Source organism: Paractinoplanes ovalisporus, assembly GCF_016834655.1.
Lineage (GTDB): Bacteria > Actinomycetota > Actinomycetes > Mycobacteriales > Micromonosporaceae > Actinoplanes > Actinoplanes ovalisporus.
The window spans coordinates 205752-232111 of sequence record NZ_JAENHP010000015.1 but is presented as its reverse complement, the minus strand read 5'-3'; the positions used below and the strand labels follow the sequence as shown (position 1 = coordinate 232111).

Here is a 26360-nt window from a genome sequence, read left to right as displayed (position 1 = left end):
GCCGGAGGCCTTCACGCCGTTGGTCGGGTCAGGCCGGTTCGATCCAGATGTTGCGGTAGCGGACGTTGGCGCCCGGGTCGCCGTGGTCCTGCAGGCGGATCGGCAGGGCCGCGGCCGATTCGGCGGCGCCGGCCCCGGTCGGGCCGTCGATGGTGACGTTGTTGTGCACGGTCACCCCGTTCCAGACGACCGTGACCCGGGCCTGCTCGGTCTTCGTGGTGCCGTTCCAGCGGGCGGCCCGGAAGGTGATGTCGTACGTCTGCCACGTCTCGGGCGCCGTGGCCGCGTTCGAGCTGGGCGCCCGTTTGAGATAGATGGCGGCCGCGTCGTCGTTGGCCGGGGTCGCTTTCCCGTACGAGTCGAGCACCTGAACCTCGTACCGGTCCTGCAGGTAGATCCCGCTGTTGGCCCGCTGCTGCCCGGTCACGTCGGACGGCAGGTTGGGCAGCCAGAACTCCACGTGCAGTTTGAAGTCGCCGTACGTCTGCTTGGTCCGCAGGTCACCGCCGAGCACCTCGGCCGAACCGCCCGAGACCGGCCAGGTCGGTGCGCTGCCGTCGGCGTTCTGGAACGCGTTGAGGTTGCCGCCGTCGAACAGCGTCACCCGGCTCGGGTTGTTGTGCGTCCACCGCTGCTGGGCCACGTCGGCCCACTCCCAGATCTGGATCTGGGTGCCGTCGGCGCTGGACCCGCCGGCCGCGTCGAGCACCTTGCCCGACTGCGGGTTGAGCAGCGACCCGTTGGCCTGGGTCTGCCACACCTGCGCGGCGCTGTTGTTGCAGGTGTAGAGCTGCACCTTGGTGCCGTTGGCGGTCCCCGCGTTGTCGACGTCGAGGCACTTGCCGAGCACCCGCAACGTGTCGCCCTCGCGGGTCCAGCTCTGGGCCGACGTGTTGTTGCAGGTGTGCAGCTGGATCTTGGCGCCGTTGGCCGAGCTGGCGTTGTCGACGTCGAGGCACTTGCCGGCGATCCCGGTGATGGTGCCGGTCTTGTTGACGGCCGACGAGCCGGCCGACCCGACCGTCAGGCTGTCCAGGTTGATGTGCCCGGAGTCGCCGGTGTCGACGCGGTAGGCGATCGTGTTGCCACCGGCCCGCAGGGTCACCGAGTCGTTCAGGGTGGCCCACGTGTCCCAGTTGCCGGTGTCGGCCAGGCTGACCTGCTTGATGCGCGTCCCGTTGACGTACAGGCTCATCGTCTTGGTGCCGGCCGCCGGGTTGGGTCCGTTGCTGTAGCGCAACGCGACCGGATAGGCGCCGGCCGACGGCACGTTGACGGTGAACGTCGTCGCGGCGCCGGCCGCGCCGTGCCCGGCCGAGAAGCCCGACCCGGTGTAGCCGGTGTGGTCCTTGGCGAACGAGGCGGCGCCGGTCTGACCCGACCATTCGGCCTCGACCCGGTCCGACTTGAGGGTGGTGCCGTCGGCCAGACTGTTCAGCGTGTACCAGGCCTCGGTGCTCCACAGTGAACTGCCGGTGGTCGAGGTGAACGGCCGCGGCGACCGTACGTGCACCACCCGCCCCGGCTTCAGCCCGGCGACCTTGAGCGTCACCTTGAGCCGGTCGGCCGACAGCGTGGCCGACGTGACCGACAGCGTCTCCTCGTCGATCTTGGGGCCGCCGTAGTCGGGCGTGGGCTGGTAGCGCCACTGCTTGACCTTGTAGCTGGCGGCGGTCGCGGCGGCCACCGGCTGCGTGTACTCCATCTCGAAACCGTCGGCGATCGCGCGCATGGCCTTGATGTCGAAGACGCTGGAGCCGTTCGGCGTGAGCTTCTGCAGCCCGTACGTCAATTTGCCCTCCTGCCCCCAGTTGCCGCCCGCGCCGAGGCCGCCCGCGTAGAGCGCGCCGTCCGGGCCCTGGCTGAGCCGCAGCACGCCCATCTCGAGGCCCTGGGTGAGCCGGAACACCGCGCCCTGGTACTGGCCGTTGACCTTCTCCAGGTACGCCCGCTGCACGCCGCCATAGGTGACGTCGCCGAAGAGCATCTGGCCCGCGTACGGACCCGAGTTCAGCATCACCGGGGTGCTCGGCGAGTTGGCGATCTCGTTCTGGGGCAGCCACAGCACGGGCTCGGTCACCGGCTGGGTGTCGAAGGGGCCGTCCGGGTTGGTGTAGTGGCCGAAGAAGCGGTCCTGCTTGATCTGCACCAGCTTCGACGCGGGCAGCCAGCCGCCCTGGTTGTCCAGCACGAAGATGTCGCCCTCGGGCCCGAAGTTGAGGCCGTCCGGGGTGCGCAGGCCGCCCGCGATGTACTGCACCGCGCCGGTCGACCGGTTGATCTTCAGCGTGGTCCCGCGGTTGGGCGAGCCCTGCGGATCGGTGGTCGCGCCGCCCAGGTTGATCGAGACGGACAGGTTCAGATAGAAGTAGCCGTCCTGATAGAGCAGCCCGAACGCGAACTCGTGGAAGTTGCCGTCGAACGGCCAGGTGGCCACGCGCCGGTACTGGTCGATGGTGCCGTCGCCGTTGGTGTCGTTGAGCTCGGTCAGCTCGTGCTTCTGCGACACGTAGATCTTGCCGTCGACGATCTTCAGCCCCATCGGCTCGCGAAGACCGGAGGCGATTTCCTTGTACGTCACCTGGCCCGGCGATGTGCTGCCGGTGACCCCGCTGAGGATGTAGACCTTGCCGGCCACGGTGTCGCTGCCGCCCCAGGTCGCGATCGCCAGGCGGCCGTCCGGGAACCAGTCCATCGCGCTCACCTGGGGCTGGAACCCGTTGGGGCGCAGGTTGGTCAGCGTGTAGCCCGGGTGCACACCGGTCAGCGGCAGGCCGTCACCCGGGCTGTCCCCGGCCCCCTCGCACTCCTTGCGGCCGGGCGCGGTCACCCGCACCACGCCGGCGTCGGTGCTCAGCACGCTGTTCGGGACCACCGCGTACGCGCTCGCGCCCGGCGGACGCCATTCCAACGTGAGCTGCTGGCCGCCGTCGCGCTCGAAGTACTCGACGAACAGCGCGTGGTAGCCGGTGGTCAGGCTGACCGAGCCCTCCTTGGCGGTGGCCCCGTGGGCGCCGTCGTGGTCGATGACGGTGGCGCCGTCGATCTTCAGGCGGGAGCCGTCGTCACTGGTCAGCCGGAACCCGTACGTACCGGCGGTGGTGATGTTGACGTTGCCGATGACCTCGGACTGGAACCGGTCCTCGAGGCCGAAGTCGGCGGCGGTCGTCCAGTTCACCGTCGTCATCTTCTTGTCGACGTTCGGGGTCTGGCCGGGTTTGAGCACGCAGATCGAGTCGCGTGCGGTCTGCAGGTCGTACGTGCGCAGGGTGACGCCCGGCTCCTGCGGCGGGACGTCGGCCGCGACGGCCGGGAGGGCGGGCCACAGACCCGCGAGAGTGGTGGTGGCGACCAGGGCAAATAACGTCTTCTTCATCGGACCGCCCAGACTTCGACATGGATCGATGCTTGAAGACGTAAGCAGACTTCTGCACGGACGTCTATAACTTTTGTTTTCTGCTTCGAAACTTGCCCGAAATTACTTGAAAGGATCCCCTCGTGCCCGACGATCCGACCCTGGCCCGCATCAACGAGGCCGTGCAGCTGCACCATGTCGGCGGCGACCGCGCGGCCGCGCGCGTGATGTTCACCGAGATCTGGACCGCGATCGGCGGCGAGGCCGGCGACCCGCTGCACGTCTGCGTGCTGGCCCACTCGATGGCCGACGTCCAGGACGACCCGCGTTCGGAGTTGCTGTGGGACCAGCGCGCCCTGACGGCGGTCGCTTCGCTCACCGACGACGATCTGGCTTCGGCCGGCGTGCCGATGACCGTGGCCCAGCTGTACCCGTCACTGCACCTGAACCTGGCCGACTGCTACCACCGGCTGGGCGACCTGCCCCAGGCCCGCAAGCACCTGGCCGAGGCCCGCTCCACAGTCGACACCCTCGCCGACAACGACTACGGCCACCTGATCCGCGACGGCCTGAGCCGGCTCTCCGCTCAGATATCGCCCGGCATCGGCTCGGCCAGGGCGGCCCGGGATGCGGGCGCCTGAAACGGGTCGGCGAAATACGGCGTCTCGTGCACCACAAGGCCGCCGGCGAACTCCATGATGCTCACCGAACGGGTCGGGACGCCGTCGTAGGTGATGACGCACTCGCTCACCCACAGGTCGCCCGAGCCGGTGATGCGCCGGACCGTGAAGTGTCGGGTGGCCGGGTGGCCGCCACGCTGGGCGGCGATCGTCGCGCGGCCGCGGAACCGTTCACCCGACTGCGGATAGTCGAGAACGGCGTCATCGGCGTAGATCGCGTGTTCGGCCTCGACGTCACCGGCCTCGGAGGCCCGCCAGTGCTCCTCGATCGCGGCTCGCATGACCTCACCCCCTGCCGCTGTCTACTATTGCCCGTCAACCCGCCGGAGGGAAGCCATGGCTGAGTCACCCAGGATCATCGCGGTCGAGTGGGGTCGCATGGAGGTCGAGGGCCTGCCACCGGGCAAGGATTTCAAGCTCTACAACAAGCTGGCGGAGACCCGCCCGGCCGGCGGCCTGTTCCACTCGACCTGCTGACAGCGGTCGCGCTCTCGGGGGAAGGTGCCATGCGGAAGTACGTGTTGACCGGGGCCCCGGGGTCGGGGAAGACGGCTGTTCTGCGGCGGCTCGAAGTGGACGGGTTCGGGGTTGTCGAGGAAGCCGCCACTGACGTCATCGCTCTGCGGCAGGCCCAAGGGGTGGATGAGCCGTGGCGGGAGGATGACTTCGTCGCGCGGATTGTGGAATTGCAATGCCGGCGGATGTATGCCGTGGGGGACGGGCCCGGCGTCACGTTTCTCGACCGATCGCCGGTGTGCACGCTGGCTCTGAGCCGCTGGCTCGGGGTGGAGGCGCCGGCCGGGCTTCTGGCCGCGATCGAACGGATGCGCGTCGAACCCGTGGTGTTCTTCGTGCGCAACCTCGGCTTTGTCCGGCCCACCGCCGCCCGGCGGATCGGGTTCGCGGAATCGCTGGCGTTCGAGCGGGTTCATGAGGAGGTCTACCGGGAAGTGGGATTCACGATCGTCGACGTGGCGGCGGGGCCGCTGGACGAGCGCGTCGACGCCGTACGGGCGGTGGTCGCGTCCTAGGGTGGGCGGATGGGGTCGATCAAGGAGTTTCAAGTCACCTTCGACTGCCGGGAACCCGCGCGGGTGGGGCGGTTCTGGTGCGAGGTGCTGGGCTATGTGCCGGTGGCGGCGCCGCCCGAGAGTCAGGAGTCGGCGTTCGCCTGTGTCGACCCGACGGGGAAAGGGCCGCGGCTCTACTTCCAGCGCGTTCCCGAGGGCAAGGTCGTGAAGAACCGGCTCCACCTCGACGTACGGGTGGGGTCCGGCCTGGTCGGCGCGGAACGGCTGGCCGCGCTCGAAGCCGAGAGCGCCCGGCTCGTCGCCCTCGGCGCGACCCGCGGGCAGTTGCTGCTGGCCGACGGCGTGAACGAGTCGTGCCAGAACATGCACGACGTCGAGGGCAACGAGTTCTGCCTGGACTGACGGGCGTCGACGGTCGGCCGGCGAGTGAAGGCGACCACACCCTGTACGTGCCACGGGAGTTCACCGACGGCTCACTGTCCCCGCTGATGAGCGTGCCTTTCCGCATCGGGCCCGGCCGACCGTGTTCACGGCCGGGCCCCGAACCGTTTCGCTACCGAAACACTCACGTGGCGGCACCGGCGACCGATTACTTCCCTCGACCGGATCCCCGTTGCACGAGGTGTCTCAGCCATGATTCTTGCGGTTCCCGCTACCACCGACCTTCCCGCCGTCGGCACGTCGATGTTCCTCGTCCTCGGCGAGGGCGTGAACTTCCGGTCGCGGCTGGAATCGGTCGACGGTGACACCTTCACGGTCACCGCCCCGCTCGAGACCGCCGGCCCGCTCGGCCACGTGCCCGGCCAGGAGTTCGAGGTCTTCTGGGCGCCGCCGCGCACCCGGGTCGTGCTCCGCTGCCGTCTCGTCTCCGTCTCGGACGAGGCGCCCTTCCGGTGGACGCTTGTCCCGCTCGAGGCCCCGCGGCAGAGCAACCGCCGCGAGTTCATGCGCGGGGGCGGCGGCGCCGCGGTGCTGCTGACCACCGAGGGTGAGGACGGCCACGAGATCGAGGGCGCCCTGCTCGACATCAGCGAGGGCGGGCTGCGCTGCTGGATCGACGAGCCGGCGAAGCTGGCCCCCGGCGACCGGCTGCGGGCCTCGGTCTCGCTCGGCGGGTCGGGCGAGATCGACGTCACCGGCACGATCCTCACGGTGCGCAAGGCCCCGCACGGCGACCCGGGCCAGCACGTCGTGCTCACCTTCAACTCGGGTGAGACGCTGGCCCAGATGATCCGCCTCTACGTGCTGACCTGGGAGATCAACGAGCGTCGCATGCGCAACGAGTCCTTCTGACATCGTGGTGCGGTGCATCTGAGCGAACGCATCGACCGGCACCGGGCCGCGGCGCAGACCTTGGCGGCCCTCGACGATTCCGGATTGTCGGAACTGCTGGCGCGGGCGTCGGCGCCGACCGCGGGCTTCGGCGGCAGCACGGCGAGCGTCGACGTGGCCGGCGTGCCCACGTTCGTCAAGCACGTGCCGCTCACCGAGCTCGAACGGCGTACGGGAAATGTGGGGTCGACGGCGAACCTGTTCGGCCTGCCCACGTTCTATCAGTACGGTTTCGGGTCGACCGGCTTCGGCGTGTGGCGTGAGGTCGCCGTGCACACGATGACCACCGAGTGGGTGCTGGAGGGCGGTTTCGGCGGGTTCCCGCTGCTGCACCACTGGCGGATCCGCCCCGAACCGCCGGGCCCGGCCGACGCCGCCGAACTGGAACGCTGGGTAAAGCACTGGGACGGCGACGAGGCGGTCCGTTCCCGGCTCGAGGCGATCAGCGCCGCACCCGAAACCGTCGTGCTGTTCATGGAACACATTCCGTCCACCGTGGACCAGTGGCTGGCCCGGCAGGGCGACGACGCGTACGCCTTCGTCGACCGCCTCCTGCACGACGGGTCCACGTTCATGCGGGCGCGGGGCATGACCCATTTCGACGCGCACTTCCGCAACCTGCTGACCGACGGTGACCGCATCTACTTCGCCGACTTCGGCCTGTCCACGCACGCCGGGTTCGCCCTCGACGCCGCCGAGTCCGCCTTCGTACGCCGGCACGCCGACTACGACCACGCCTACACGGCCACCCACCTGACCCGCTGGCTGGTGAGCACGCTGCTCGACGTGCCCTGGCCCGAGGTGATGGGGCGGCTGCGCGCGCACGCCTCCGACCCGGCCGGTCTGGGCCTGCCGGACGCGGCCACCCGCATCGTGGCCCGCCACCTGCCGGTCGCCCTGGTGATGGGCGACTTCTTAGACGCGTTCGAGACCGTCAGCAAGAAGACCCCGTTCCCGGCCGCCGAGGTCGCGCGGTCGCTGCCCGGCGGATAATCGCTGTCCCTGGCTCGCGCCGGGTGGTAGACAGCGTCGGTGGACAGGATCTTGGAGCTGATCGACGAGCGTTCCGCGGCGTTCCGGGCTGCCGTGGCCGCCGCACCCAGCCTTGACGTGCCGGTGCCCAGCTGCCCCGGGTGGACGCTCGCCGACCTGGTGGGGCACATCGGGAACGGGCGCCGCAAGTGGGCCGCCATCGTTGCCGCCGGGCCGGCCGACACGCCCGTGGCCTGGGAGGCCGTCGAACCGGGGGAGGATGTCGACGCCTGGCTGGCCGAGTCGACGCGGTTGATGCTGGACGCGCTGCGCGAGGCCGGGCCTGAGCAGGGCTGCTGGACCTGGTGGGGTGACTCGCAGTCCCCGCAGAACTGTGGCGCCGCCGCCCGGCACCAGCTGCAGGAGATCGCCGTCCACACGTACGACGCCCAGCTCGCCGGCGGCGCCCCGCAGCCGCTGCCCGACGAGGTCGCCCTCGACGGCGTCGACGAGTTCCTGCGGACCTGCGCGTCGACGACCAGCCCGTGGCCGCACGCCCCGGCCACCCTCGACCACCGGGTCACCGGGGGCCGCACCTGGCGGTTGTGGCTGTCGGCCGACGGCGCCCGGCTCGGCGAGCCCACCGACGCTCCGGCCGACGGCACCCTGGAGGGCACGGCCAACGAGCTGGTCCTGCTCTTCTACGGCCGCGTCGAGCTGGATTCGCTGAAGCTGGACGGCGACCGCCGGATCTACCAGCAGCTCATCGACTGGGACCCGTCCGCTTAGGTCATTCTTCGCGAGAAAGTCAATCCTCCGTACGGATCGGAGTTGACTGTGCCGTAAGGGCACATGTTCTGCTCCGGAGCGAGATCATTCCGCTCATCCTCGTGGAGGAGTTCGTGAAATCAGTACGCATGGCCGTCGTCGCCCTGGCCGGCGTCGCCGCGGTGACGGGGGCGAGCGCCGCCGCGGTCGCGGCCGGAAAGCCGGCCGTCGCCACCGCGACCAAGCCGGTCACCCACGCGCAGAACGACCGCGTGATCGAGGGTGCGGCCTGGACCCAGCACTACTTCCCGACCACCGGAGGCGCCGAGCTGCACGCCGATGTGCTGCGCCCCGAGGGGATGAAGGCCGGAACCAAGGTGCCGGTCATCCTCTCGATCGGCCCCTACTTCGGGCACTCGGGGGAGCGGAGCAAGGAAGACTGGAAGCACGCCGGCCCGTCCGACCGGTTCTACGACTTCCTCACGGGCACCAAGCTGTTCGACAAGGGCTACGCGTTCGTGATGGTCGACTCGCGCGGCTTCGGCGGTTCGAGCGGCTGCCTCGACTTCGCCGGCCGCGACGAGCAGGACGACGTGCGGGCCGCGATCGACTGGGCTTCGAAGCAGCCGTGGTCGACCGGCGCGGTCGGCATGTACGGCAAGTCGTACGACGCCATGACCGGCCTGATCGGCAACAACCTGAACCAGGACGCGCTGAAGGCGGTCGTGGCCCAGGAACCGGTCTGGGACCCGTACCGTAATCCCCATTCCAACGGCATCCCGCGGCAGAACTCGCTGACCGTGCCGGCCATCTACAGCAGCCTCGCCCTGCTGCCGCAGATGCCGGACGACGACGCCCGCTATAAGGCCAACGCCGCGTACGAGGCCAACCACCCGCAGTGTGTCGACCACTATGGATCCGGCTATCTGGTCAGCGACCAGCGGTCCCCGTTCTGGCGGGCCCGCGACCTGCCGAAGCAGGCCCGGGGCAGCGACACCCCGCTGTTCGTCACCCAGGGCTTCATCGAGGACAACACCAAGCCCGAGGACATGGACGAATACCTGGCCAACCACAACGGTCCGAAGCGCGCGTGGATGGGCCAGTGGAACCACGTACGGGGAAATGACAAGGACGACGCCGGGCGGCTGAAGATGGGCCGGGACGGCTGGTTCGCCGAGACCCTCGCCTTCTACGACCAGTACCTCAAGGGCGTGAAGCCGGCCGCGAAGTACCCGGCCTTCGCCGTGCAGGACAGCACCGGCAAGTGGCGGGCCCAGGACAAGTGGCCGGTCATCGACCGCACCGGCACCGTCTCGCTGGGCGGCGGCACCTACGTCGACGACGGCGGCACCGACGCGTACGCCGCTCTGATCGAGGCCGGCAGGCCCGTCCCGCCGCCGCCGGCGCCGGACCCCAACGACACCGAGGGCGGCGCCGGGGCGCTCGAGCCGACCATCCCCAAGGACCTGGCCGCGCTGCAGGTGAAGCGGATCCAGGCTGGGAGGACCACCTCGGCGATCTACAAGTTCTCCCAGCCGGTCGGTCAGGCGACCCGCCTCGTGGGCACGCCGCGGGTGTCGATCGCCGCTCGCGGGCCGGGCAACGTGATGGTCAAGCTCTACGACGTCGGCCCCGGCGGCCAAGCGGTGATCATCAACGAGAACGCGTCGGTGCTCACCGGCGGCCGCACGGCCTTCGCCCTCAAGTCGACCGACTGGACCCTGGCCGCCGGTCACGTGCTGGGCGTCGAGATCGGGGCCGTGCAGACCGGCTCGTGGTTCGACGTGCCGACGCGGGAGCGGATCCGGGTCGCCGACGCGCGGCTGACGCTGTCGGTGGACGACCCGGCCGACGACGTGGCCACCGCGGGGAAGCCGGCCGTGTTCCAGGCCACCTACCTCCAGCGGCACCAGGTCAACCTGACCGCGGCGCTACCGGCTTCCTTCTCGGTGCCCGCTGCCCGCTGAGGCCAGCGCGTCGGCGTAGTCCTCGACCTCCTGGTATGTGCAGCCGCTGGCCGGCGTGCCGGAGAAGGCGATGACCGCGTCGAGTCGGTCGCGGGCCCGGATCAGTTCGGTGATCTGGCCGTCGATGCGTTCGCGCTCGGCGGCCAGACGGGCCCGCGACTCCGGGGTGCTGACCTTGGCGTCGACACACGGCAGCAGCTCGGCGATCGTGCGGCTGCTCAGCCCGGCCGAATAGAGCAGCTGGATCAGCTGGACCCGCTCGACCGCGGGCTCCGGATAGTGCCGCTGCCCCGACGAGCTCCGCTCCGAATACAGCAGGCCCTGCTCCTCGTAGTACCGCAGAGCGCGGACGCTCACCCCGGCCCGATCGGCCAGCTCTCCGATGCGCATAGTGACTCCCGTCGCAGCCCTTGCCTCTGACGTCAACGTCAGGTTTTAGCGTAGCCGACATGCAGATCAACGGAGCAATCGCACTGGTCACGGGCGCCAACCGGGGCATCGGCCGGCAGTTCGCCACCCAGCTCGTCGAGCGCGGCGCGGCCAAGGTCTATGCCACGGCCCGCCGCCCCGAGACCCTCGACATCCCGGGCGTCATTCCGGTACGCCTCGACGTCACCGACCCGGCCTCGGTGGCCGCCGCCGCGCAGGCCGCCCCCGACGTCAACCTTCTGATCAACAACGCCGGCGTCTCCACGTACCACGGCCTGGTCGACGGCGATCTCGACAAGATCGCCCTCGAGATGGAGACGAACTACTGGGGTCCGCTGCGGATGATCCGGGCGTTCGCCCCGCAGCTCGGCGGGGGCGCCGTCGTCAACGTCCTCTCGGCGCTGTCGTGGTTCGCCTACCCCGGTTCCGGCGCCTACGCCGCGGCCAAGGCGGCCGCCTGGAACCTGACCAACGCCGTACGCATCGAGCTCGCCGCCCAGAAGACGCTGGTCACCGGCGTGCACCTCGGGGCCGCCGACACCGACATGATGGCCGGTTACGAGGGCCCCAAGGCCGACCCGGCCGACGTGGCGCGGATCGCGCTCGACGGCGTCGAGGCCGGCCGGATCGAGGTCGTGGTCGACGACTGGAGCGCCATGGTGAAGGCGTCGCTGGCCAACGACCCGGCCGAGTTCTACGCGACTCTGCCCAGCGCCTAGGAGGCGGTGCAGACGCAGGCGCGGTTGCCGTCCTGGTCGGCCAGCACCGTGAACGACGGCGCCTCGCTGTCGTCGACGATCTTGCCGCCGGCGGCGACGGCGGCCGCGATGCGCTGCTCGGCCACCTCGGGCGCGACCCAGACGTCGATGTGGAAGCGCTGACGCGGGGTGTCGTGCTCGTCGGTCTCCTGGAACCACAGGATCGGCACCCGGCCGGTCGCGTCGCGCACGTCGTCGCCGATCGTGCCGCGCCCCTTGGCGTCGGTGCTGCCGGTCAGCAGCGCGGCCCACATCGGGGCGACCGCCGCGGCGTTCGCGGTGTCGAGGGCCAGCTCGATCGTGGTGATCGAGGCCGGGTCGGCGGGGATCGACCGCTCGGCGGCGACCTCGCTGATCCGGCGGGCCAGGTCGAGGTCCTGCTGCGTGGTCCACTCGACGCGGTGCTCGGTGCCCTTGTCGTCGCGGTAGACGGCGTCGTCGCTGATCAGTTTGAGGTCGACGAAGCCGTCGCCGATCGTCACCCGGGGCTGGTGGCCCAGCGACTCGCCGGCCCGCGCCACCGCGGCCACAAAATCGGCGCCCGCGCCGAACGAGCCGGTCACGAAGCGGGCGTGCAGCCCCTGGCCCAATTTGCGCCAGTCGGCGAGGCCGGCGGCGGTGATCTGTTCCATGCTCAGCATTTCCATGGAATGCGACCGTAGACCCGGTTCCGGACGATCGGCGTCCGGTTCCGGGCTGATAGCGTGGCCGGTGATGACACGCGATCTTCACCAGGCCCGTGACCTCGCCGCCGTCCTGGCCGTCCGAGCCGGTCAGCTCCAGCTCGAGCGGCGCGACACGCTGCGGATGGGCGCACCCAAGGCCCACGCCAACGACGTGGTCTCCGACGTCGACATCGCCAGCGAGAGCCTCATCGTCGACGCCATCCGCGAGCAGTGGCCGGACGACGCGGTGCAGGCCGAGGAGGGGCACGGCGGCGAGGGGTCCAGCGGCTGGATGTGGGTCATCGACCCTCTCGACGGCACCCGCAACTACGTTTCCCGTACGGGACCCTGGTCGGTCTGCATCGCTCTTTATGAGGGGGACGAGCCGCGGGTCGCGGTCGTGCACGAGCCGGTGGCCGGCGAGACGTTCAGCGCCGTCGACGGTGGCGGGGCGTTCCTCAACGGCGAGCGCATGTCGGCGCCGGCCGGCCCGCCGTTGGGTCAGGCCCTGGTCGGCGTCAGTTTCCAGCCCAACCCGAAGACCCGCGCCCGGGCCGGCCGGGTCGTCGAGCGGCTGCTGCCCGTGGTCGGCGACATCCGCCGGCTGCCCGCGGCGCTCAACCTGGTCTTCCAGGCCGCCGGCCGGCTCGACGGCGGCGTGGCCCTCGACACCAACCTGTGGGACATCGCGGCCGGCGCCCTGATCGCCCGCGAGGCCGGCGTGGTGCTCGGCGGCCACGGCGACGACTTCACCACCGAACTCACCATCGGCGCCGCGCCGTCGCTGTGGCCCGAGCTGTCGGAGCTGTTCCGCGCCGCTGCCTAGGGCCCTAGTGCGGGTATGCGCGAGGGATGCGGGTCGCCACCGAAGAGCGGAAGGCCTCGATCCGGGTGATCACCTGGCGGCGGCCCACGGTGTGCTCGATGCGGTCGAGGTAGAGGCAGCGGGCGGCCAGCTTGTCGAGGTCGACGGTGAAGTAGACCGACATCAGCGGGTTCACGAACAGCGTGCTGCCGCTGGTGCGCCGGGTGAACTGCACGTTGCCGAACTCGCCGTTGGTGGCCGCCGCGATCTGCCCGTTGACGATGCTGGGGCGGTCCGGTGTGGCGGCCTGGGCGTGGGCGACGGCCTGGCGATAGAGAACGGCTTCCCGGCTCGTACGGGGAATGGAAAGCGCCCCCAGATAACCGTCCTCCCGGTCGAGCGCGGCCAGGTTCTCCAGCACCTGCACGTGGTTGACGCCGTCGGACGCGTCGATCCCGAATCCCAGGCAGGTCACCAGTTTCACCGGCACGTCGAGCCCGGCCACGGCACCCACACTGGTCAGGTCTTCCACGGGTGTGCCGAGCCCGTTCTCGTCGCCGCGCAGCAGAATGTCGGTGCCGCCGTCGACCAGCACGATCGCGTCGATGCCGAGCCGCTCGACCAGATAGCCGTACGCCTCCCGCAGTGTCTGCACACCGAGCGGCGGGAAGGCGTACACCGTCGAGGGAAGGTCTTGTGAGTCGAGCCAGCGGGCCAGCGCGCCCTCGGGGAAGTACCAGTCGGGCGTGGTCGTCGCGGGCGTCACCTCGACGACGTGCTCGTTGACCCACGCCGCACGGTCGACCAGTTCGAGCTCGGAGAACGACAGGTTGGCCAGGTGCACTTCGGCGCCGCGCTGCCACAGAGACAGCGCGAGCGGCAGGCCGGCATAGACGTCGAAGCCGCCGCCCGCGCCGGCGATGAGGATGCGGCGGGCCGGGGCGAGGGCGGCGAACAGGGGAGGGGTGCCGAGCGAGAACGTCACCCGTCAATGATCGTTGATGACCTCAACCTGGAAGGTGGTGCCGATGCCCATGCCGGTGATCCACTCGGGGACCGGCTCGTAGCTGTCCCACACCAGGGGGAGGCCCACGGCGGCGGCGCCGACCAGCCAGGTTCGGATCTCGTGGCCTCCGCTGCCGGCCTCGTGCTCCAGCTTGTCGTGACCCAGCGCGACGATCGGGGCGAGGTCGCCGTCGGTGAGCTGCCGCAGGAACCACCGGTCCCACTCGGCGTTCACCGGGGCCTCCGGGTTGCCGGCCATCGCCCGTACGCGGGGCTCCCGCACCGCCGCGAAGGCGCGCGCGTCCTTGCGGCCGTGGATCAGCGACTCGCGCTTGTCGCCGACCACCGACGGGTCGCGCGGGTCGTTGGAGGGCAGCCAGTGCGACAGGCCGCCGCTGGCCACGATCAGCACCCGGTCGTCCGATGAGGACTGTCGGATCGCCTTGCCCAGCGCGGTTCCCAGCGCCACGCAGCGGGCGAGCGTCGGCAGCGGGGGAGCGGCCGTGTTGAGCACGAGCGGCACAACCGGCACCGAGAAGCCGGTCGTCATCTCGTAGCTCTGCACCACGCCGTGGTCGACCGTGAGCGCGTACGACAGGGAGACGTCGAACCCGGCGTCGTCCAGCCCGTCCCGGATCGCCCAGGCCAGCCCGGACGCGACCGGCAACTCCCCCTCGAAGCTGCCGAAGTCGCCGAACCCGATGGCCTTCTCGACGCCGAGCACGAACGGCGGCATCTGGTCGTAGAAGTTGGCGTGGAAGTGGTCCGGCCCGATCACCACGACCGCGTCCGGCTTCTTTTCAGAGACCGCGGCCGCTACCCGTGCGGCGTCGGCCAGGAACTTGCTGCCCGGCCCACCTGGAATAGACGGCAGCAGCGTGGCGAACGGCGAGTGGGACATGCCGACGAAACCCACGATCTCACTCATGCGGCCGGATCCTTCCGAAGGACGAAGAAATCGTGGTGGGCGCGCAGGTATTCGGGGACCTTCTCCCACTGCGGCCAGTGCCCGGCATCGGCGATGACGTGCAGACGGGCGTCCGGCAGCCACGACAGCAGCATGTCGGCTTCGTCGAGCCCGCCGGTCGGGTCGTGCTCGGTCCACAGCAGCAGCGTGGGGGCGGTTATCTTACCGACCCAGCCCGGTTCCCACGCGTACGCCTTACGCACCACCGGATCCTGCAGCACGAGCGTGTTCGTCATGGCCTGCACGAACCCGGGCCGGCGGTAGACCGCCCGGCGCAGGTTCACGAGTTCGTCGGTCACCATTTCCTTGTGGTGGAACAGGAACTCGACCCGCCGCCGCACGGTCTCGTCGCTCGGGTCGCGCACCGCCGCCATCGTGCTGTCCCGCATCCGGGCCATCACCTCGGGCTTGTTGGCGATGTTGCCCGGCGTGTTGAGCACCAGCCGATCGACGCGCGACGGGTGGAACGCGGCCGTCCACGCCACCACCCAGCCGCCGAGCGATTCGCCGCTCAGGTGCGCGCGCTCGATGCCCAGGGCGTCCATCAGCCCGATCAGGTGGTCGGACAAGACGTCGATGGTGTACGGGGTGTCGGGCGTGCCGGACCAGCCGTGCCCGATCATGTCGTACGCGGTGACGCGGAAGTCCTCGGCCAGCCCGGCCAGATCCCGCGCGTACGCCTCCAGATGCCCGCCCGTCCCGTGCAGCAGGACCAGATCGGGCCCGGCGCCGGCCTGCAACACCCGCGTCCGTACGCCGTTCACGTCGACGAACCGCAGGGTGTGCTCGACCGTGGCCAGCTCACCCCAGATGCTGATGTGTGTCATGAACCTTCCTCGCCTCGTCCACGGTGACCAGTCCCGCGCTTTCCCGGCGCGCGATGCCGAAAAGGGCCAGCAGCCGCGAGTTCTCGATGGTGAGGAACTCGACCGGCTCGTCGGCGGAGTCGTTGTAGTGCCGGTGCCACGTCCACGGCGGCGTGTAGACGAACGCGCCCGTCTCCCACGACTCCGTCTCGTCCTCGAGCTCGGTGTGCCCGCGTCCGCTGATCACGTAGTGCACGGTCTCGTGGTAGTGCCGCTGCATGTCCGAGCTGAGCCCGGCCGGGATGGTCTGCCGGAAGATCTCGAACGTCTTCGTCGGCAATGTCCCGGCGATCCGCAGCGTGGTCGGGTTGTGCACCTTCGCCGCGGGCAGCGTCTTTAGGTCGGTGTCGTGCACGACGAAGGGCCGCTCCTCGCCGGGCTTGACCACATCCGAGATAGCGCCGAGGAATGCCGCCATGTCGAAGGACATCAGGGTGTCTCCGTTCTGCCGCCGTCGACCGTGAGCACGGTCCCGTTGACGTAGCTTGCGGCCGCCGAGGCGAGAAACGCGACGGCCGCGCCGATCTCCTCGGGCTGACCGGCGCGTCCGGCGGGCACGGTCGCCACGTCGGCGGCGTCCAGGTCGTCGTAGTTGCCGGCCCGCGCGCTCAGAACTTCGCGGCGCCGCTCGGTCGCGGTCGGGCCCGGCGCGACGCAGTTGACCGTCACGCCCCGGTCGGCGAACTCGCGCGAGAGCAGCTTGGCCGCGCTGGTGACGGCCGCCCGCAGCACCACGCTCGTGGCCAGGTCGGGCTGCGGCTGCCGGACGGCGGTGGACGTCACGAACACGATCCGGCCGAACCCGCGCTTGGCCATGGCCGGCAGCGCCGCCCGGGCAAGCCGCAACGGCCCGCGCAGCAACAGGTCGAACGCCTGCTGCCAGCCGTCGTCGTCGACGGTCAGGATGCGTCCGGGTGGCGGCCCGCCGGCGTTGAGCACCAGCACGTCGGCCGCCGCGGTCACGCGCGGGAGGTCGGTGGCGAGGTCGGCGACGACGGTGGTCACTCCGGCCCCCGTACGCTCGGCGATCGCGGCCGCCGCCTTGTCGAGCCGGTCCGGGCGGCGGCCGGCGAGCACGAGGTCGTGGCCGTCGCGGGCCAGGGCTTCGGCGGCGGCGAACCCGATGCCGGAACCGCCGCCGCCGACGAGGGCTGTTCTCCTGTGGGACACGGGGTTAGCCTGACCGCCATGACCGTGGAGGCCCTACCGTGAGTCCCGCTGAGCGGGACGGCAGCTCGCTGGGTGGTCTCGACCGGGCGGCCGCGATCCTCGGCGCGTTCGACGAGCAGCACCGCGAACTCAGCCTGGCCGCGCTGGTCGCCCGCTGCGGACTGCCCCGCTCGACCACCCACCGCACGGCCGACAAGATGCTCAAGCTGGGCTGGCTCGACAAACCGGCCGACCGCTACCGCGTGGGCAACCGCATCTTCGAGCTGTCCGGCCTGGCCCCGGTGCGCCACCAGCTGCGCGAGGCGGCCCTGCCCTATCTGCAGGACCTGCACCACGCGACCCGGATGACCGTGCAGCTGGGCGTGCTCAGCGGCACCCAGGTGCTGCTCGTCGAGAAGATCACCGGCCATCGGCCGATGCCGATGCTCTCGCAGGTCGGTGCGTTGCTGCCGGCCTACTGCTCGGCGCTGGGCCTGGCCATCCTGGCCTACAGCGACGAGGACGCCGTACGGGCGGTGGTCGAGGCCGGAATGCCGCGCCGCACCCCGCGCACGATGACCACGGCGACCGCGCTGCGCCGGGAACTGGCCGCGATTCCCGACCGGGGGCTGGCCGTCGAGCGGGAGGAGGGCAACATTGGGATCAGCTGCGTGGCCGCCCCGATCTTCGGCCCGCTCGGCGCCGTGGTGGCCGCGGTCTCGGTCACCGGGCCGACCGCGCTCGTGCGGGCCGACCGGGCCGGACCGGCCGTGCGGCTGGCCGCGGCCGCCACATCCCGGGCCTATTCCAGCTTTCCGTCCCGCTGAGCGGGACCCGGGTTTGGGCCCTCCGCCGCCGGGCCGCAGGCTGTGAGCCAGCTAACAGCCAGGCGAAGTGGAGGAGGAGCCGTGAGCCTTGGTGGCGGTTACATGCTCAGCTCGCGCAAAGGGACGCAGATCCCGGCGATCGGCCTGAACATCACGATGAAGGCCAACGGGTCCGCGACCCGCGACGCCTACTCGCTTTTCGAGTACGCGATCCCGCCGGAGACCAACGGCCCGCCCGCGCACATCCACACCCGCGAGGACGAGTCGTTCATCTGCCTGGCCGGGCGGCTCGACGTGTCACTGGGCGACGAGGAGTTCGTCCTCGAGTTCGGGGACTACCTCTACCTGCCGCGCAACGTCGTGCACACGTTCCGGAACCCGTACCAGGATGAAGCTCGGGTGATCTCGGTCGTGTCGCCGGCCGGGCTCGAGGCCTACTACCAGGCGCTGGGGGAGCTGCCGCCCGGGCCCAAGGACATGGCCACGCTCAAGCCGATCATGGAGGAGTTCGGCATCGAGCTGCAGTTGCCGCCGGGCGGGGGTCACTGACCATGCGCGTCGGGATCATCGGAGCGGGTGTGGCCGGCCTGGCCACCGCCAAGACGCTGCTGCAGGCCGGGCACGAGGTCGTCGTCTTCGACTCGGCGCCGGACGTGGGCGGGGTGTGGAGCCGCACCCGCCGCTATCCCGGCCTGACCACCCAGAGCGCCAAGGCCACGTACGGCCTCTCCGACTACCCGATGCCGAAGGAGTTCCCCGAGTGGCCGACCGGGGAGCAGGTCCAGTCGTGGCTCGAGTCCTACGCCCACGAGTTCAAGATCGAACCGCACCTGCGGCTCGGTGTCCGCGTCACTCGGGCCGTGCGCTCCTCGGCCGGATGGACGCTGGGCCTGTCGTCGGGCCCGGACGAGACCTTCGACAAGCTCGTGGTGGCCAACGGCGTGTTCTGCGAGCCCAACATGCCGGTCTTCGAGGGCCAGGAGGAATTCCAGGGCGAGATCCTTGCGGGTACGGAGATGCACGACGCCTCGCTCGCCCGGGGCAAACACGTTTTGGTCGTCGGCTATGGCAAGTCGGCCTGCGACGTGACCGTGCCGCTGAGCGAGGTCGCCGCCAGCACCGACGTCATCGCCCGGCAACTGCTCTGGAAGGTGCCCCGCAAGATCGCGGGCGTGGTCAACTTCAAGATGCTGCTGCTGACCCGCATGGGCGAGGCGCTGTTCCGCTACCACCGGTTGCGCGGCTTCGAAAAGTTCCTGCACGGCCCGGCCACCCCGATGCGCCGCGGCATGCTCAACTCGGTCGGCTCGGTGTCGGTGCGCCAGTTCAAGCTCAAGCAGCTCGGCCTGGTGCCGGCCGGCACCATGGAGGGCATCGTCAAGGGCGCAATCGGGCTGGCCACCGAGGGTTTCTTCGAAGGCGTGGAAGCCGGGAAGATCCGCGTGCACCGCGACACGACCATCGGGCGCCTGCGGGCCGGGGAGGCCGAGCTGTCGGACGGCACGGTCCTGCCCGCCGATCTGATCGTCTGCGCCACCGGCTTCCGGCAGGGGGTGCCGTTCCTCGACTCCTCCGTCCAAGAGGCGATCTTCGACGAGCGCGGCAACTTCCAGCTGTACCGGCAGATCCTGCCGCTCGGCGTGGACGGGCTCTACTTCAACGGCTACAACTCGTCGTTCTTCAGCCCGCTCAACGCCGAGATGGCGGCCGTCTGGATCACCGCCCACCTGGCCGGCCTGGTGCCGCTGCCCGCGCCCGAGGAGATGCGCCGCCGGGTCGAGGCCCAGCTCGCCTTCATGGACGAGGCCACCGACCGCCACCACAGCCGCGGCACCAAAATCATCCCGTTCTCGCTGAAGAACGCCGACGAGGTGCTGGACGACCTGGGCCTGAACATCGGCCGGGGCGTGCGCGCGTCGCACTGGATCAACCCGGTCGACCCGTCGGCCTACCGCGGCGTGACGCCGGCGCTGATCGCCCGGCTGCGCGCCCGCGAGAGCGTCCTCTCCGACGCCTGAGGACCGCATTTCTTCAGGCCTGAGAACTGCGCCGGCCCGCCTCGTGGCGGCGGGCCGGCGCGGGTCGTCCTATCCCCGGACACGCCCGGCCGCGGGAGCCGGTCTTTGCGGCCGGCGGACACGCCCGGGCGCGGGGGTAGCGTCGACGCCATGTCGCTGGAGGCCCTGGGGGCGTTGCGGGAGCCGCTGCGCCGAGCCGTCTACGAGTTCGTCGTCGCGCGGGCCGAACCGGTCGGCCGCAACGAGGTGGCCGAGGCGGTCGGTGTCGGCCGCACCCTGGCCGCATTCCACCTCGACAAGCTGGCCGAGGCCGGGCTGCTCGACACCTCGTACGCCCGGCGCACCGGCGGCCCGGGCGCGGGACGGCCGGCCAAGCTCTACCACCGCTCCGAGACCGAGCACGCGGTGACGCTGCCCCCGCGCGACTACCGCCTGCTGGCGACCGTGCTGGCCGACGCGGTCGAGCAGGCCGGGGCCGAACCCGCCCTCTATGCCGCCGCGCGGGAACAGGGCGCCAAACTGGCCGGGGGCGAGCTGATGCCCCGCCTCGAGGAACTGGGCTATGAGCCGTACGAGGACGCCGGCCGCACCATCCGCCTGCGCAACTGCCCGTTCCATGCCCTCGCCCAGTCGCACCCGGGTCTGGTCTGCGGCATGAACCTCGCCCTGCTGCAGGGCCTGACCGGCGCCGACGCCCGCCTCGACCCGGGTCCGACCGGCTGCTGCGTGGCCCTGTCTTCTAAAAACAATCCCGATTGACATAGAGTTTAGGCTGACCGCATGGCCGACCACGAACTCGCGCAGCTCAACATCGCCCGGCTGCGGGCCCCGCTCGACAGCCCCGAACTCGCCGACTTCGTCGCCCAGTTACCCGAGATCAACGAGCTTGCCGAGAGCTCACCCGGCTTCGTCTGGCGCCTGCAGGACGACTCCGGCGACGCGACCGCCCTCCGCCCGTACGGCGACGACGTCATCGTCAACCTCACGGTGTGGCAGTCGGTGGAGGCGCTGCGGAACTTCACCTACCGCACCGGCCACCTGGGCCCGCTGCGGCGCCGCCGCGACTGGTTCGTCCCGCTGGACGCCCCGCACCTCGTGCTGTGGTGGATCCCGGTCGGCCAGCGGCCCGACCTCACCGAGGCCGCCGACCGGCTGGACGACCTGCGCCGGCACGGACCCACACCCGAGGCGTTCACGCTGCGGGAGCCGTTCCCGGCGCCGGTCAACGCGTGATCAGCAACCGAGTCGGTCGGCCTCGTTTCGTACGGGCGACGCCGGGGTGCTGGAGCTCGACCACGAGCAACTCGATCTGCCGGCCGGCCCGCCCTGACGATCCTGACCTTCAGCGTCCGGCCGGGCAGTCCGGCCGCCGATTCGCCGGCCTTCCTCAGCAGCTGAGCCACGCCGCACGCCCCGGTGGGCTCAGCCCCTGAACAGCGCCGCCAGTGCCGCGTCCGAGGCGGCCAGGGCGTCGCGGTCGAAGGTGCTGCCCGCCGTGACCAGCTCGGCGGCGCCAGTGCGCTCGAATAGCTCGGCCAGCCGGCTTTCCACGTCGGCCGGCGTGCCCGCGATCGCCGCGGCCAGGGTCTGGTCGAGGTACTGCTGCTGGCGTGTGCTCCTGGCCGCCGCCTTGACCTCGGCCACCGGGATCAGGGGCGGGAACACACCCGTCGTACGGCTCTGGGCCATCGCCCACGCCTCCGGCAGCAGCAGGTCGGCGGCTTCGGCGGCGGTGTCGGCGACGAGCACGTCGAGGCTGACCGCCACCCACGGTTCGGCCTGCTGTTTCGACGGCTGGAAGGCGCGTCGGTAGCCGGCCAGCGCGGCCAGCCCCGGCCCGGGGTCGCCGCCGATGCCCAGGATCGGTCCGCCCACGATCACCGGCAACCCGAGTCCGGCCGCCAGCTCCAGCCCGCGGCCGGTGGCCAGCACGTAGACCGGCAGACGGCCCTCGGGCTGCGGGTGCAGGCTGACCTCCGCCGTACCGTCAAGAAAGCTCTGTAGCTCGGCCAGGTCGGCCGCGAAATCCCGGTCGGTCTGCCGCAGCGCCCGCCGCACCGGCGCGGTGAAGCCGGGGGAGCGCCCCAGCCCCAGATCGACGCGGCCGGGCGCGAAGGCGGAGAGCGTGGCGAACTGCTCGGCCACGACAAGCGGCTGGTGGTGGGGCAGCATCACACCGGCCGACCCGATCCGGATGGTCGTCGTCGCCCCCGCGACCGCGGCCAGAAGCACGGCCGGGGCCGAACCGGCGATCCCCGGAACGCCGTGGTGCTCGGCCACCCAGAACCGGTCATAGCCGAGGCGTTCGGCCCGCTCGGCCCGCGTCACCGTGTCGCGCAGCGCCGCCGATCCGCCTTCCCCGGCGCGGGTACGGGACCGGTCCAGCAGCGAGAGGCCGTTGATCATCACCCCTGGTTCAGCGCTGTCGGGGGAGGGCTTTGTTCCCCCGGCCCGGCGATCTGGTTGCGGGCGGCGATGGTGGCGGCGAGCATCATCTCGTCCGCGCGCATCTCGGCGTCGTAGTCGCCGATGTGGAACCCGCCGCGCCTCCGTCGGCCGATGAAGCCGTCCAGCCGGTCCAGGACCGGGCGCGCATGGACGCCCATAGCACCGAGCACCCGCAGCGCCCGGGGCCCGAGCAGGTCGTCGAACAGATACTCCGACAGCGCCTCCACCACCTCGGCGGCCGCCGCCGGACCTTCGTGGCGCCAGAGCGCACCCGCCGTGTCCACCTGCCCGAATCCAGGGGTACGGAAGAGGTTCCGCAGCTGCCGGTGCTGCCGGACGGTGAGCCCACCGTTCTCGCTGATCCAGGTCAGCAGCGCCGGGGCCAGACGGTCGCGGCGACGGTCCTCGGGGCGCCCGGCGAGATAGCGGTCGGCCACCGTCCGGTCGGACGTGATCCGGAGGAGGGCGAGCACCGCGTGTGGCGACGGGTGCTGCCGCAGCAGGGGGACCGCGTCCGCGGCGGCCGGACCGATCCGGCCCAGGATCCGGAACGTACTGGCCGGGGTGTCGTTTCCGGCGGCCCGCACCGTGGCGATGAGTTCCGGCACCGCGGGCGCCGCCGCCGGGCCGAATGCGGCCAGCACCCGCATCGCCAGACCCGGCGGGGAGTCCGGGCGGGCCGCCAGAAGCTCCCGGGCGGCCGCCACTGGTGCTCGCGGATCGGCGCCGGCCCGGGCGAGCGCGCGGAACGCCTCGCCCAATCGCGGCTCGTCGCGGACGAGCATCGACCGCACCAGATACGGGAACGCCCGGTGGTCGCCGACGCAGCCGAGCGCGGTCGCGGCCACCGGGCCGAGCTCGGGGTCGTCCAGACGTTCGGCGAGTGCTTCGACGGCCAGCCGGGACGCGGTCAACGAGGCCGCCACCGCCCGCAGCGCCGCGCCTTCCTCCCGCAGACCGGTGAGCACGGGGGTCAGCCGGCCGGGGGCCGCGCGCCACGTACGCATGGCCTCGACCGCCATCCGTACGCCTTCGAGCCTGACCTGCACCCGCGGGCTCTCGGCCGGATCGGTCAGCCGGTGCACCCAGGCATAGCAGTCCTCTTCCCGGTCGAGCCGGGTCAACGCCAGCGCCCACCGCTCGCCCCCGGTCCGCCCGCGCCCGGCCCCCGGAACGTCGGCTTCGAGATCGGCCCGGATCGCCGCGTTCCATGCTGCTTCTTCTGCGCCCTTGCCTTCGCCTCGGCTCAGGACAGCCACGTTGGCCAGCAGACGGACGGCCAGCGCCGGATCCGACCGCAGGCTCTCGAGAAGGGAACGATGCTGCGGCAACCGGTGCCAGGGCAGCGCATCCACGAGCGCGGCCCGCACCACCGGATCGCCCGCGACATCCAGGGCCGCCAGGGCCCGATCGAGTTCGGCAGCACCTACCAGTACCGTCGCCGCGGCCCGCCGGACCTGTGGATCCTCGTCGCCCAGAGCCGCCTCGGCGGCATCCGCCACGAGCGGCCAGCCGGGATTCTGAAAGCACAGATCATCCAGCAGCTCGAACAGCGTCCGCCGAACCGAAACCCGCCGATCCGCCGCAAAGCCCAGCAGCCGGCGGGTCATCACCCCGTCCCGATCCGCCGCGACCCCGTCGAAGACACGTGACCGCAAGTCGCCGGGATCCAGAACCTCACCCGAGTCCAGCCCGGCGTCCAGCCATCCCCAGTCGTCCTCGGCCGCGCTCACACCGCTCGGCGCAGGGCGCCCTTCCCGTAAGTCATGAACCGATCTTCACCCACGGCCCGCCCCACAGCAACGTCATTGCGGACGGTGACCTGAGCCGCGGCTAGCCGAGCGACTCCGGGCGCTGCCAGTCGTGGCCGAGGACGTGGTGGTCGAGGAAGGCGAGCACGGTCTCGTACCAGGCCTTCGCGTTGCCCGGCGTGAGGACCCAGTGGTTCTCGTCGGGATAGTAGAGGAACTTGTGCGGCACGCCCTGTTCCTTCGAGCGCGACACCAGGTCCCACCACAGGCGCAGGCCCTCGCCGATCGGGACGCGGTAGTCCTTGTCGCCGTGGATGACCAGCATCGGGGTCGTGATGGCGTCGGCGAAGCGGTGCGGTGAGTTCTCGTGCCGGCGCTCGGGGCTCATCTCGCGCGTCCAGTAGAACGAGTAGTCGGTGGTGGCCGAGAACTGGTCGAGCGCCCACAACGAGGCGTGGGTGACGATGGCGTCGAACCGGTCGGTGTGCCCGGCGATCCAGTTGGCCATGTAACCGCCGAACGAGCCGCCGGCCGCGGCGGTGCGGGTCTCGTCGATGTCGGGGCGGGCGACCACGGCGTCGGTGATGGCCATCAGGTCGGTGTACGGCGCCTCGCCCCACTTGCCCCAGCCACGCTTGATGAACTCGTAGCCGTAGCCGGTGGACAGCGCCGGGTCGGGCATCAGCACCGCATAGCCGCGGGCCACCCACACCCACGGGTTCCAGCGCCACGACCACGAGTTGAACGACGCGGTCGGGCCGCCGTGGATCTTCAGCACCAGCGGCACCGGGCCGTCGGCGCCCTCGGGCAGCGCGAGCCAGCCGCGCAGCGGGGTGCCGTCGGCGGCGGTCGCCGTGAAGTCTTCGAGCCGGCCGGGCAGCTCGGGCTGCTCGACCGGGCTGCGCAGGAATGCGAAGGGCGCCGGGCTCTCCAGGCTCACCCGCACGGGGGCCGGCGCGCTGTCGATGGCACTGCGCATCGCGTACGCCCACCGGCCGTCCGGTGCGATCCGCACGTCGTAGTAGAAGCCGTCGTCGGGGGTCAGCCGGGTGACCTGGCCGGTCTCGGCGTCGACCCGCCACAGCGGCGCACGCCCGTTGTCGTCGGCCGCCAGGATCAGCGCGGCGCCGTCCGGCGTCCAGCGGGCGGGCCCGGGCCACCGGTCCCACTCGGCGGTCAGCGCCCGCTCGGCGCCGCCATCGACCGGCACGACCGCCACCCACGTGTCGCCCGGCTCCTCCAGGCTGGACCGGGCGCGCACCGAGCAGGCCACGCGGGTGCCGTCGGGTGACAGGCGCGGGGACCCGTACTCGTGGCTGGGGTCGGCGGCGATCTCGCGGCGCGCACCGGTCGCCACGTCGATCGCGACCAGCGTGGTCCGCAGCGATCCGCCCGGCTCGTCGACCGCCCAGGTGGCCACGACCGTGCGGCCGTCGGCGCTGAGATCCCAGTCGCCCTCGGTGTCCAGCGCCGACCCGACGTGGCCGGTGAGGTCGCGCAGTTCGAGCTCGTCGACGTCGAGCAGGCCGGTCACCAGCCGGGGCCGCGCCGGACCGAGGTCGTGGTCCCAGAAACGCACCGGATAACCCTCGTGCAGCACCGCCGAGACCCCGGACTCCTTGCGCTGCTTGCGGACCTCCGGGTCGGAGTCGACACCCTCGGCCGCGGGCAGCATCGCCGAGGCGGCCAGGAACGTGCCGTTCGCGCTGACCCGCACGCCGTGCAGGCCCCCGGGCAGCTTGGCGATCACCTGCGAGTCGCCGCCGCCGGCCGGTTGCCGCCACAGCGCGGCCGACTTGTCGTCGTCGTCCTCGCCGTCGGGCGCGGGCCGGGCCGAGGTGAACAGCAGGTCGCCCTCGGGGGTGAACGCGGCCGCCGCCTCGCCCTTGACGCTGCGGGTCAGGCGCCGGGCGGGTCGCTGCCCCTCGGGGTCGACCTCCCACAGCGCCGTGCTGTAGCGGTTGTTCTCCTTGGTCGGCGTGCCCACCCCGACCACGAGCCGGCGACCGTCGGGCGAGAGCCACAGCCCGTCGACGTGCGGGAGACGGACGTACGCGTCAAGGTCAGCGAAGGCATTCACCGGTCCACTTCTACCACCGCCGCCGCTTCACCGCGCGCCCGCTCGGACAAGTCCCGCCTCGGCCAGGCGGGCCGCGGCGGCGGCACGGCGGGAGACACCCAATTTCGCGTACGCCCGTCCGACGTGTATCGAGACCGTGCCCGGGGCGACGAACAGCCGGGCGGCGATCTCCCTGTTGGTCAGCCCGTCGGCCAGGAGCGTCACCACCTCGGTCTCGCGCGGGGTGAGGGCGGCGATCCCGGGAACGTCCCGCTCGGCGGCGAAGGCCCGGTGCGCCCGCGTCAATTGCCGGCGGGCGCCCTCGGTGTCACCGGTCGCGGCCAGGGCAGCGATCGCCTCCAGCCAGCCGCCGTCGCCGGTCTCGAGAAGCCACGTCCCGAACTCCAGGCCGCCGTGCATCATTCCCCCTGCCCGGCCGCGCCGCACGACCGCCGGACCAGGCTGCCCCACCCGGCTCACCCGCACATCCGGGTGCTTACGGACCCTT

The 26360-nt window shown here is 71.2% G+C and carries 29 protein-coding genes; 16 read left to right on the top strand and 13 right to left on the bottom strand.

From position 1 onward, the window contains the following. Positions 1-28 precede the first annotated feature (28 nt). Entirely contained in the window at positions 29-3376 is a 3348-nt protein-coding gene (locus JIG36_RS34775) for a 3-keto-alpha-glucoside-1,2-lyase-like domain-containing protein (protein WP_203380655.1), read from the bottom strand. Between the two features lie 122 nt (positions 3377-3498). Between JIG36_RS34775 and JIG36_RS34770 the strand changes: the two genes are divergently transcribed. After that, positions 3499-3996, top strand: a complete 498-nt coding sequence (locus JIG36_RS34770; protein ID WP_203380654.1) for a hypothetical protein — start codon at positions 3499-3501, stop codon at positions 3994-3996. On the opposite strand, the gene JIG36_RS34765 is transcribed toward JIG36_RS34770, so the two are convergent. Next, entirely contained in the window at positions 3942-4316 is a 375-nt protein-coding gene (locus JIG36_RS34765) for a nuclear transport factor 2 family protein (RefSeq protein WP_203380653.1), read from the bottom strand. The two genes, JIG36_RS34770 and JIG36_RS34765, sit on opposite strands and share 55 nt — an antisense overlap. A 55-nt stretch (positions 4317-4371) precedes the next feature. On the opposite strand from JIG36_RS34765, the gene JIG36_RS34760 reads away from it, so the two are divergent. From JIG36_RS34760 to JIG36_RS34730, 7 genes are all read left to right on the top strand, one after another. Next, positions 4372-4512 (top strand): hypothetical protein, encoded by a 141-nt coding sequence (locus tag JIG36_RS34760; RefSeq protein WP_203380652.1) that lies wholly within the window; start codon positions 4372-4374, stop codon positions 4510-4512. A gap of 29 nt (positions 4513-4541) precedes the next feature. Beyond that, positions 4542-5066, top strand: a complete 525-nt coding sequence (locus JIG36_RS34755) for an AAA family ATPase (protein WP_203380651.1) — start codon at positions 4542-4544, stop codon at positions 5064-5066. A 9-nt stretch (positions 5067-5075) separates the two neighbouring features. Continuing rightward, positions 5076-5468 carry a VOC family protein gene (locus tag JIG36_RS34750; protein ID WP_203380650.1) on the top strand — a complete coding sequence of 131 codons (393 nt, stop codon included), beginning with the start codon at positions 5076-5078 and terminating at the stop codon, positions 5466-5468. Positions 5469-5699: 231 nt separating this feature from the next. Then, a complete protein-coding gene (locus tag JIG36_RS34745) occupies positions 5700-6359 on the top strand; it encodes a PilZ domain-containing protein (RefSeq protein WP_203380649.1) in 660 nt (219 codons plus the stop codon). 12 nt (positions 6360-6371) lie between these two features. Continuing rightward, a complete protein-coding gene (locus JIG36_RS34740; RefSeq protein WP_203380648.1) occupies positions 6372-7391 on the top strand; it encodes a BUD32 family EKC/KEOPS complex subunit in 1020 nt (339 codons plus the stop codon). A gap of 39 nt (positions 7392-7430) precedes the next feature. Then, a complete protein-coding gene (locus JIG36_RS34735; protein WP_203380647.1) occupies positions 7431-8159 on the top strand; it encodes a maleylpyruvate isomerase family mycothiol-dependent enzyme in 729 nt (242 codons plus the stop codon). Positions 8160-8272: 113 nt separating this feature from the next. Further along, positions 8273-10105: a CocE/NonD family hydrolase gene (locus JIG36_RS34730; RefSeq protein ID WP_307873030.1), complete on the top strand. Its 1833-nt coding sequence runs from the start codon at positions 8273-8275 to the stop codon at positions 10103-10105. Here the strand turns inward: JIG36_RS34730 and JIG36_RS34725 are convergent. Then, on the bottom strand, positions 10070-10495 hold the full coding sequence (locus JIG36_RS34725; RefSeq protein WP_203380646.1) for a MerR family transcriptional regulator: 426 nt from the start codon (positions 10493-10495) through the stop codon (positions 10070-10072). The two genes, JIG36_RS34730 and JIG36_RS34725, sit on opposite strands and share 36 nt — an antisense overlap. A 59-nt stretch (positions 10496-10554) precedes the next feature. Between JIG36_RS34725 and JIG36_RS34720 the strand changes: the two genes are divergently transcribed. Continuing rightward, a complete protein-coding gene (locus JIG36_RS34720; RefSeq protein ID WP_203380645.1) occupies positions 10555-11253 on the top strand; it encodes an SDR family oxidoreductase in 699 nt (232 codons plus the stop codon). Here JIG36_RS34720 and JIG36_RS34715 read toward each other — a convergent pair. Further along, entirely contained in the window at positions 11250-11939 is a 690-nt protein-coding gene (locus tag JIG36_RS34715; RefSeq protein ID WP_203380644.1) for a 4a-hydroxytetrahydrobiopterin dehydratase, read from the bottom strand. The two genes, JIG36_RS34720 and JIG36_RS34715, sit on opposite strands and share 4 nt — an antisense overlap. A 67-nt stretch (positions 11940-12006) precedes the next feature. Here JIG36_RS34715 and JIG36_RS34710 point away from each other — a divergent pair, with 67 nt between their 5' ends. Further along, a complete protein-coding gene (locus tag JIG36_RS34710) occupies positions 12007-12783 on the top strand; it encodes an inositol monophosphatase family protein (RefSeq protein ID WP_203380643.1) in 777 nt (258 codons plus the stop codon). Between the two features lie 4 nt (positions 12784-12787). Here the strand turns inward: JIG36_RS34710 and JIG36_RS34705 are convergent, their stop codons facing one another. The 5 genes from JIG36_RS34705 to JIG36_RS34685 are packed head-to-tail and all read right to left on the bottom strand — an operon-like array spanning position 12788 to position 16770. Next, the gene (locus JIG36_RS34705) at positions 12788-13747 is read right to left on the bottom strand and encodes a DUF1152 domain-containing protein (RefSeq protein ID WP_203380642.1); all 960 of its coding nucleotides are present in this window, start codon (positions 13745-13747) and stop codon (positions 12788-12790) included. Positions 13748-13750: 3 nt separating this feature from the next. Continuing rightward, positions 13751-14695 carry a DODA-type extradiol aromatic ring-opening family dioxygenase gene (locus tag JIG36_RS34700; RefSeq protein WP_203380641.1) on the bottom strand — a complete coding sequence of 315 codons (945 nt, stop codon included), beginning with the start codon at positions 14693-14695 and terminating at the stop codon, positions 13751-13753. Continuing rightward, positions 14692-15561, bottom strand: coding sequence for an alpha/beta fold hydrolase (locus JIG36_RS34695; RefSeq protein ID WP_203380640.1), 870 nt, complete (start codon positions 15559-15561; stop codon positions 14692-14694). The genes JIG36_RS34700 and JIG36_RS34695 overlap by 4 nt, the downstream gene beginning before the upstream one ends. Beyond that, on the bottom strand, positions 15536-16030 hold the full coding sequence (locus JIG36_RS34690) for a cupin domain-containing protein (protein ID WP_203380639.1): 495 nt from the start codon (positions 16028-16030) through the stop codon (positions 15536-15538). Before JIG36_RS34690 ends, JIG36_RS34695 begins: the two co-directional genes overlap by 26 nt. Next, a complete protein-coding gene (locus JIG36_RS34685) occupies positions 16030-16770 on the bottom strand; it encodes an SDR family oxidoreductase (protein WP_203380638.1) in 741 nt (246 codons plus the stop codon). The genes JIG36_RS34690 and JIG36_RS34685 overlap by 1 nt, the downstream gene beginning before the upstream one ends. Positions 16771-16808: 38 nt before the next feature. On the opposite strand from JIG36_RS34685, the gene JIG36_RS34680 reads away from it, so the two are divergent. The 5 genes from JIG36_RS34680 to JIG36_RS34660 all read left to right on the top strand — a co-directional run bounded on the left by JIG36_RS34680 (position 16809) and on the right by JIG36_RS34660 (position 20827). Beyond that, positions 16809-17576 carry an IclR family transcriptional regulator gene (locus JIG36_RS34680; RefSeq protein WP_203380637.1) on the top strand — a complete coding sequence of 256 codons (768 nt, stop codon included), beginning with the start codon at positions 16809-16811 and terminating at the stop codon, positions 17574-17576. Between the two features lie 81 nt (positions 17577-17657). Then, a complete protein-coding gene (locus JIG36_RS34675) occupies positions 17658-18125 on the top strand; it encodes a cupin domain-containing protein (protein WP_203380636.1) in 468 nt (155 codons plus the stop codon). 2 nt (positions 18126-18127) lie between these two features. Further along, entirely contained in the window at positions 18128-19594 is a 1467-nt protein-coding gene (locus JIG36_RS34670; protein ID WP_203380635.1) for a flavin-containing monooxygenase, read from the top strand. A 150-nt stretch (positions 19595-19744) separates the two neighbouring features. After that, positions 19745-20353 (top strand): helix-turn-helix transcriptional regulator, encoded by a 609-nt coding sequence (locus JIG36_RS34665; RefSeq protein WP_203380634.1) that lies wholly within the window; start codon positions 19745-19747, stop codon positions 20351-20353. 21 nt (positions 20354-20374) lie between these two features. Beyond that, positions 20375-20827, top strand: a complete 453-nt coding sequence (locus JIG36_RS34660) for a DUF3291 domain-containing protein (protein ID WP_203380633.1) — start codon at positions 20375-20377, stop codon at positions 20825-20827. Positions 20828-21016: 189 nt separating this feature from the next. Here JIG36_RS34660 and JIG36_RS34655 read toward each other — a convergent pair whose 3' ends face one another. Both JIG36_RS34655 and JIG36_RS34650 read right to left on the bottom strand, forming a co-directional pair. Next, positions 21017-22000, bottom strand: coding sequence for an MsnO8 family LLM class oxidoreductase (locus JIG36_RS34655; RefSeq protein ID WP_203380632.1), 984 nt, complete (start codon positions 21998-22000; stop codon positions 21017-21019). Next, positions 22000-23373, bottom strand: coding sequence for a hypothetical protein (locus JIG36_RS34650; protein ID WP_203380631.1), 1374 nt, complete (start codon positions 23371-23373; stop codon positions 22000-22002). The genes JIG36_RS34655 and JIG36_RS34650 overlap by 1 nt, the downstream gene beginning before the upstream one ends. Here JIG36_RS34650 and JIG36_RS34645 point away from each other — a divergent pair. Continuing rightward, positions 23362-23694, top strand: coding sequence for a hypothetical protein (locus JIG36_RS34645; protein ID WP_203380630.1), 333 nt, complete (start codon positions 23362-23364; stop codon positions 23692-23694). The two genes, JIG36_RS34650 and JIG36_RS34645, sit on opposite strands and share 12 nt — an antisense overlap. A gap of 181 nt (positions 23695-23875) precedes the next feature. Here the strand turns inward: JIG36_RS34645 and JIG36_RS34640 are convergent, their stop codons facing one another. Continuing rightward, a complete protein-coding gene (locus JIG36_RS34640) occupies positions 23876-25873 on the bottom strand; it encodes a S9 family peptidase (protein WP_203380629.1) in 1998 nt (665 codons plus the stop codon). 27 nt (positions 25874-25900) lie between these two features. Further along, positions 25901-26332, bottom strand: coding sequence for a helix-turn-helix transcriptional regulator (locus tag JIG36_RS34635; protein WP_307873029.1), 432 nt, complete (start codon positions 26330-26332; stop codon positions 25901-25903). Positions 26333-26360: the final 28 nt, after the last annotated feature.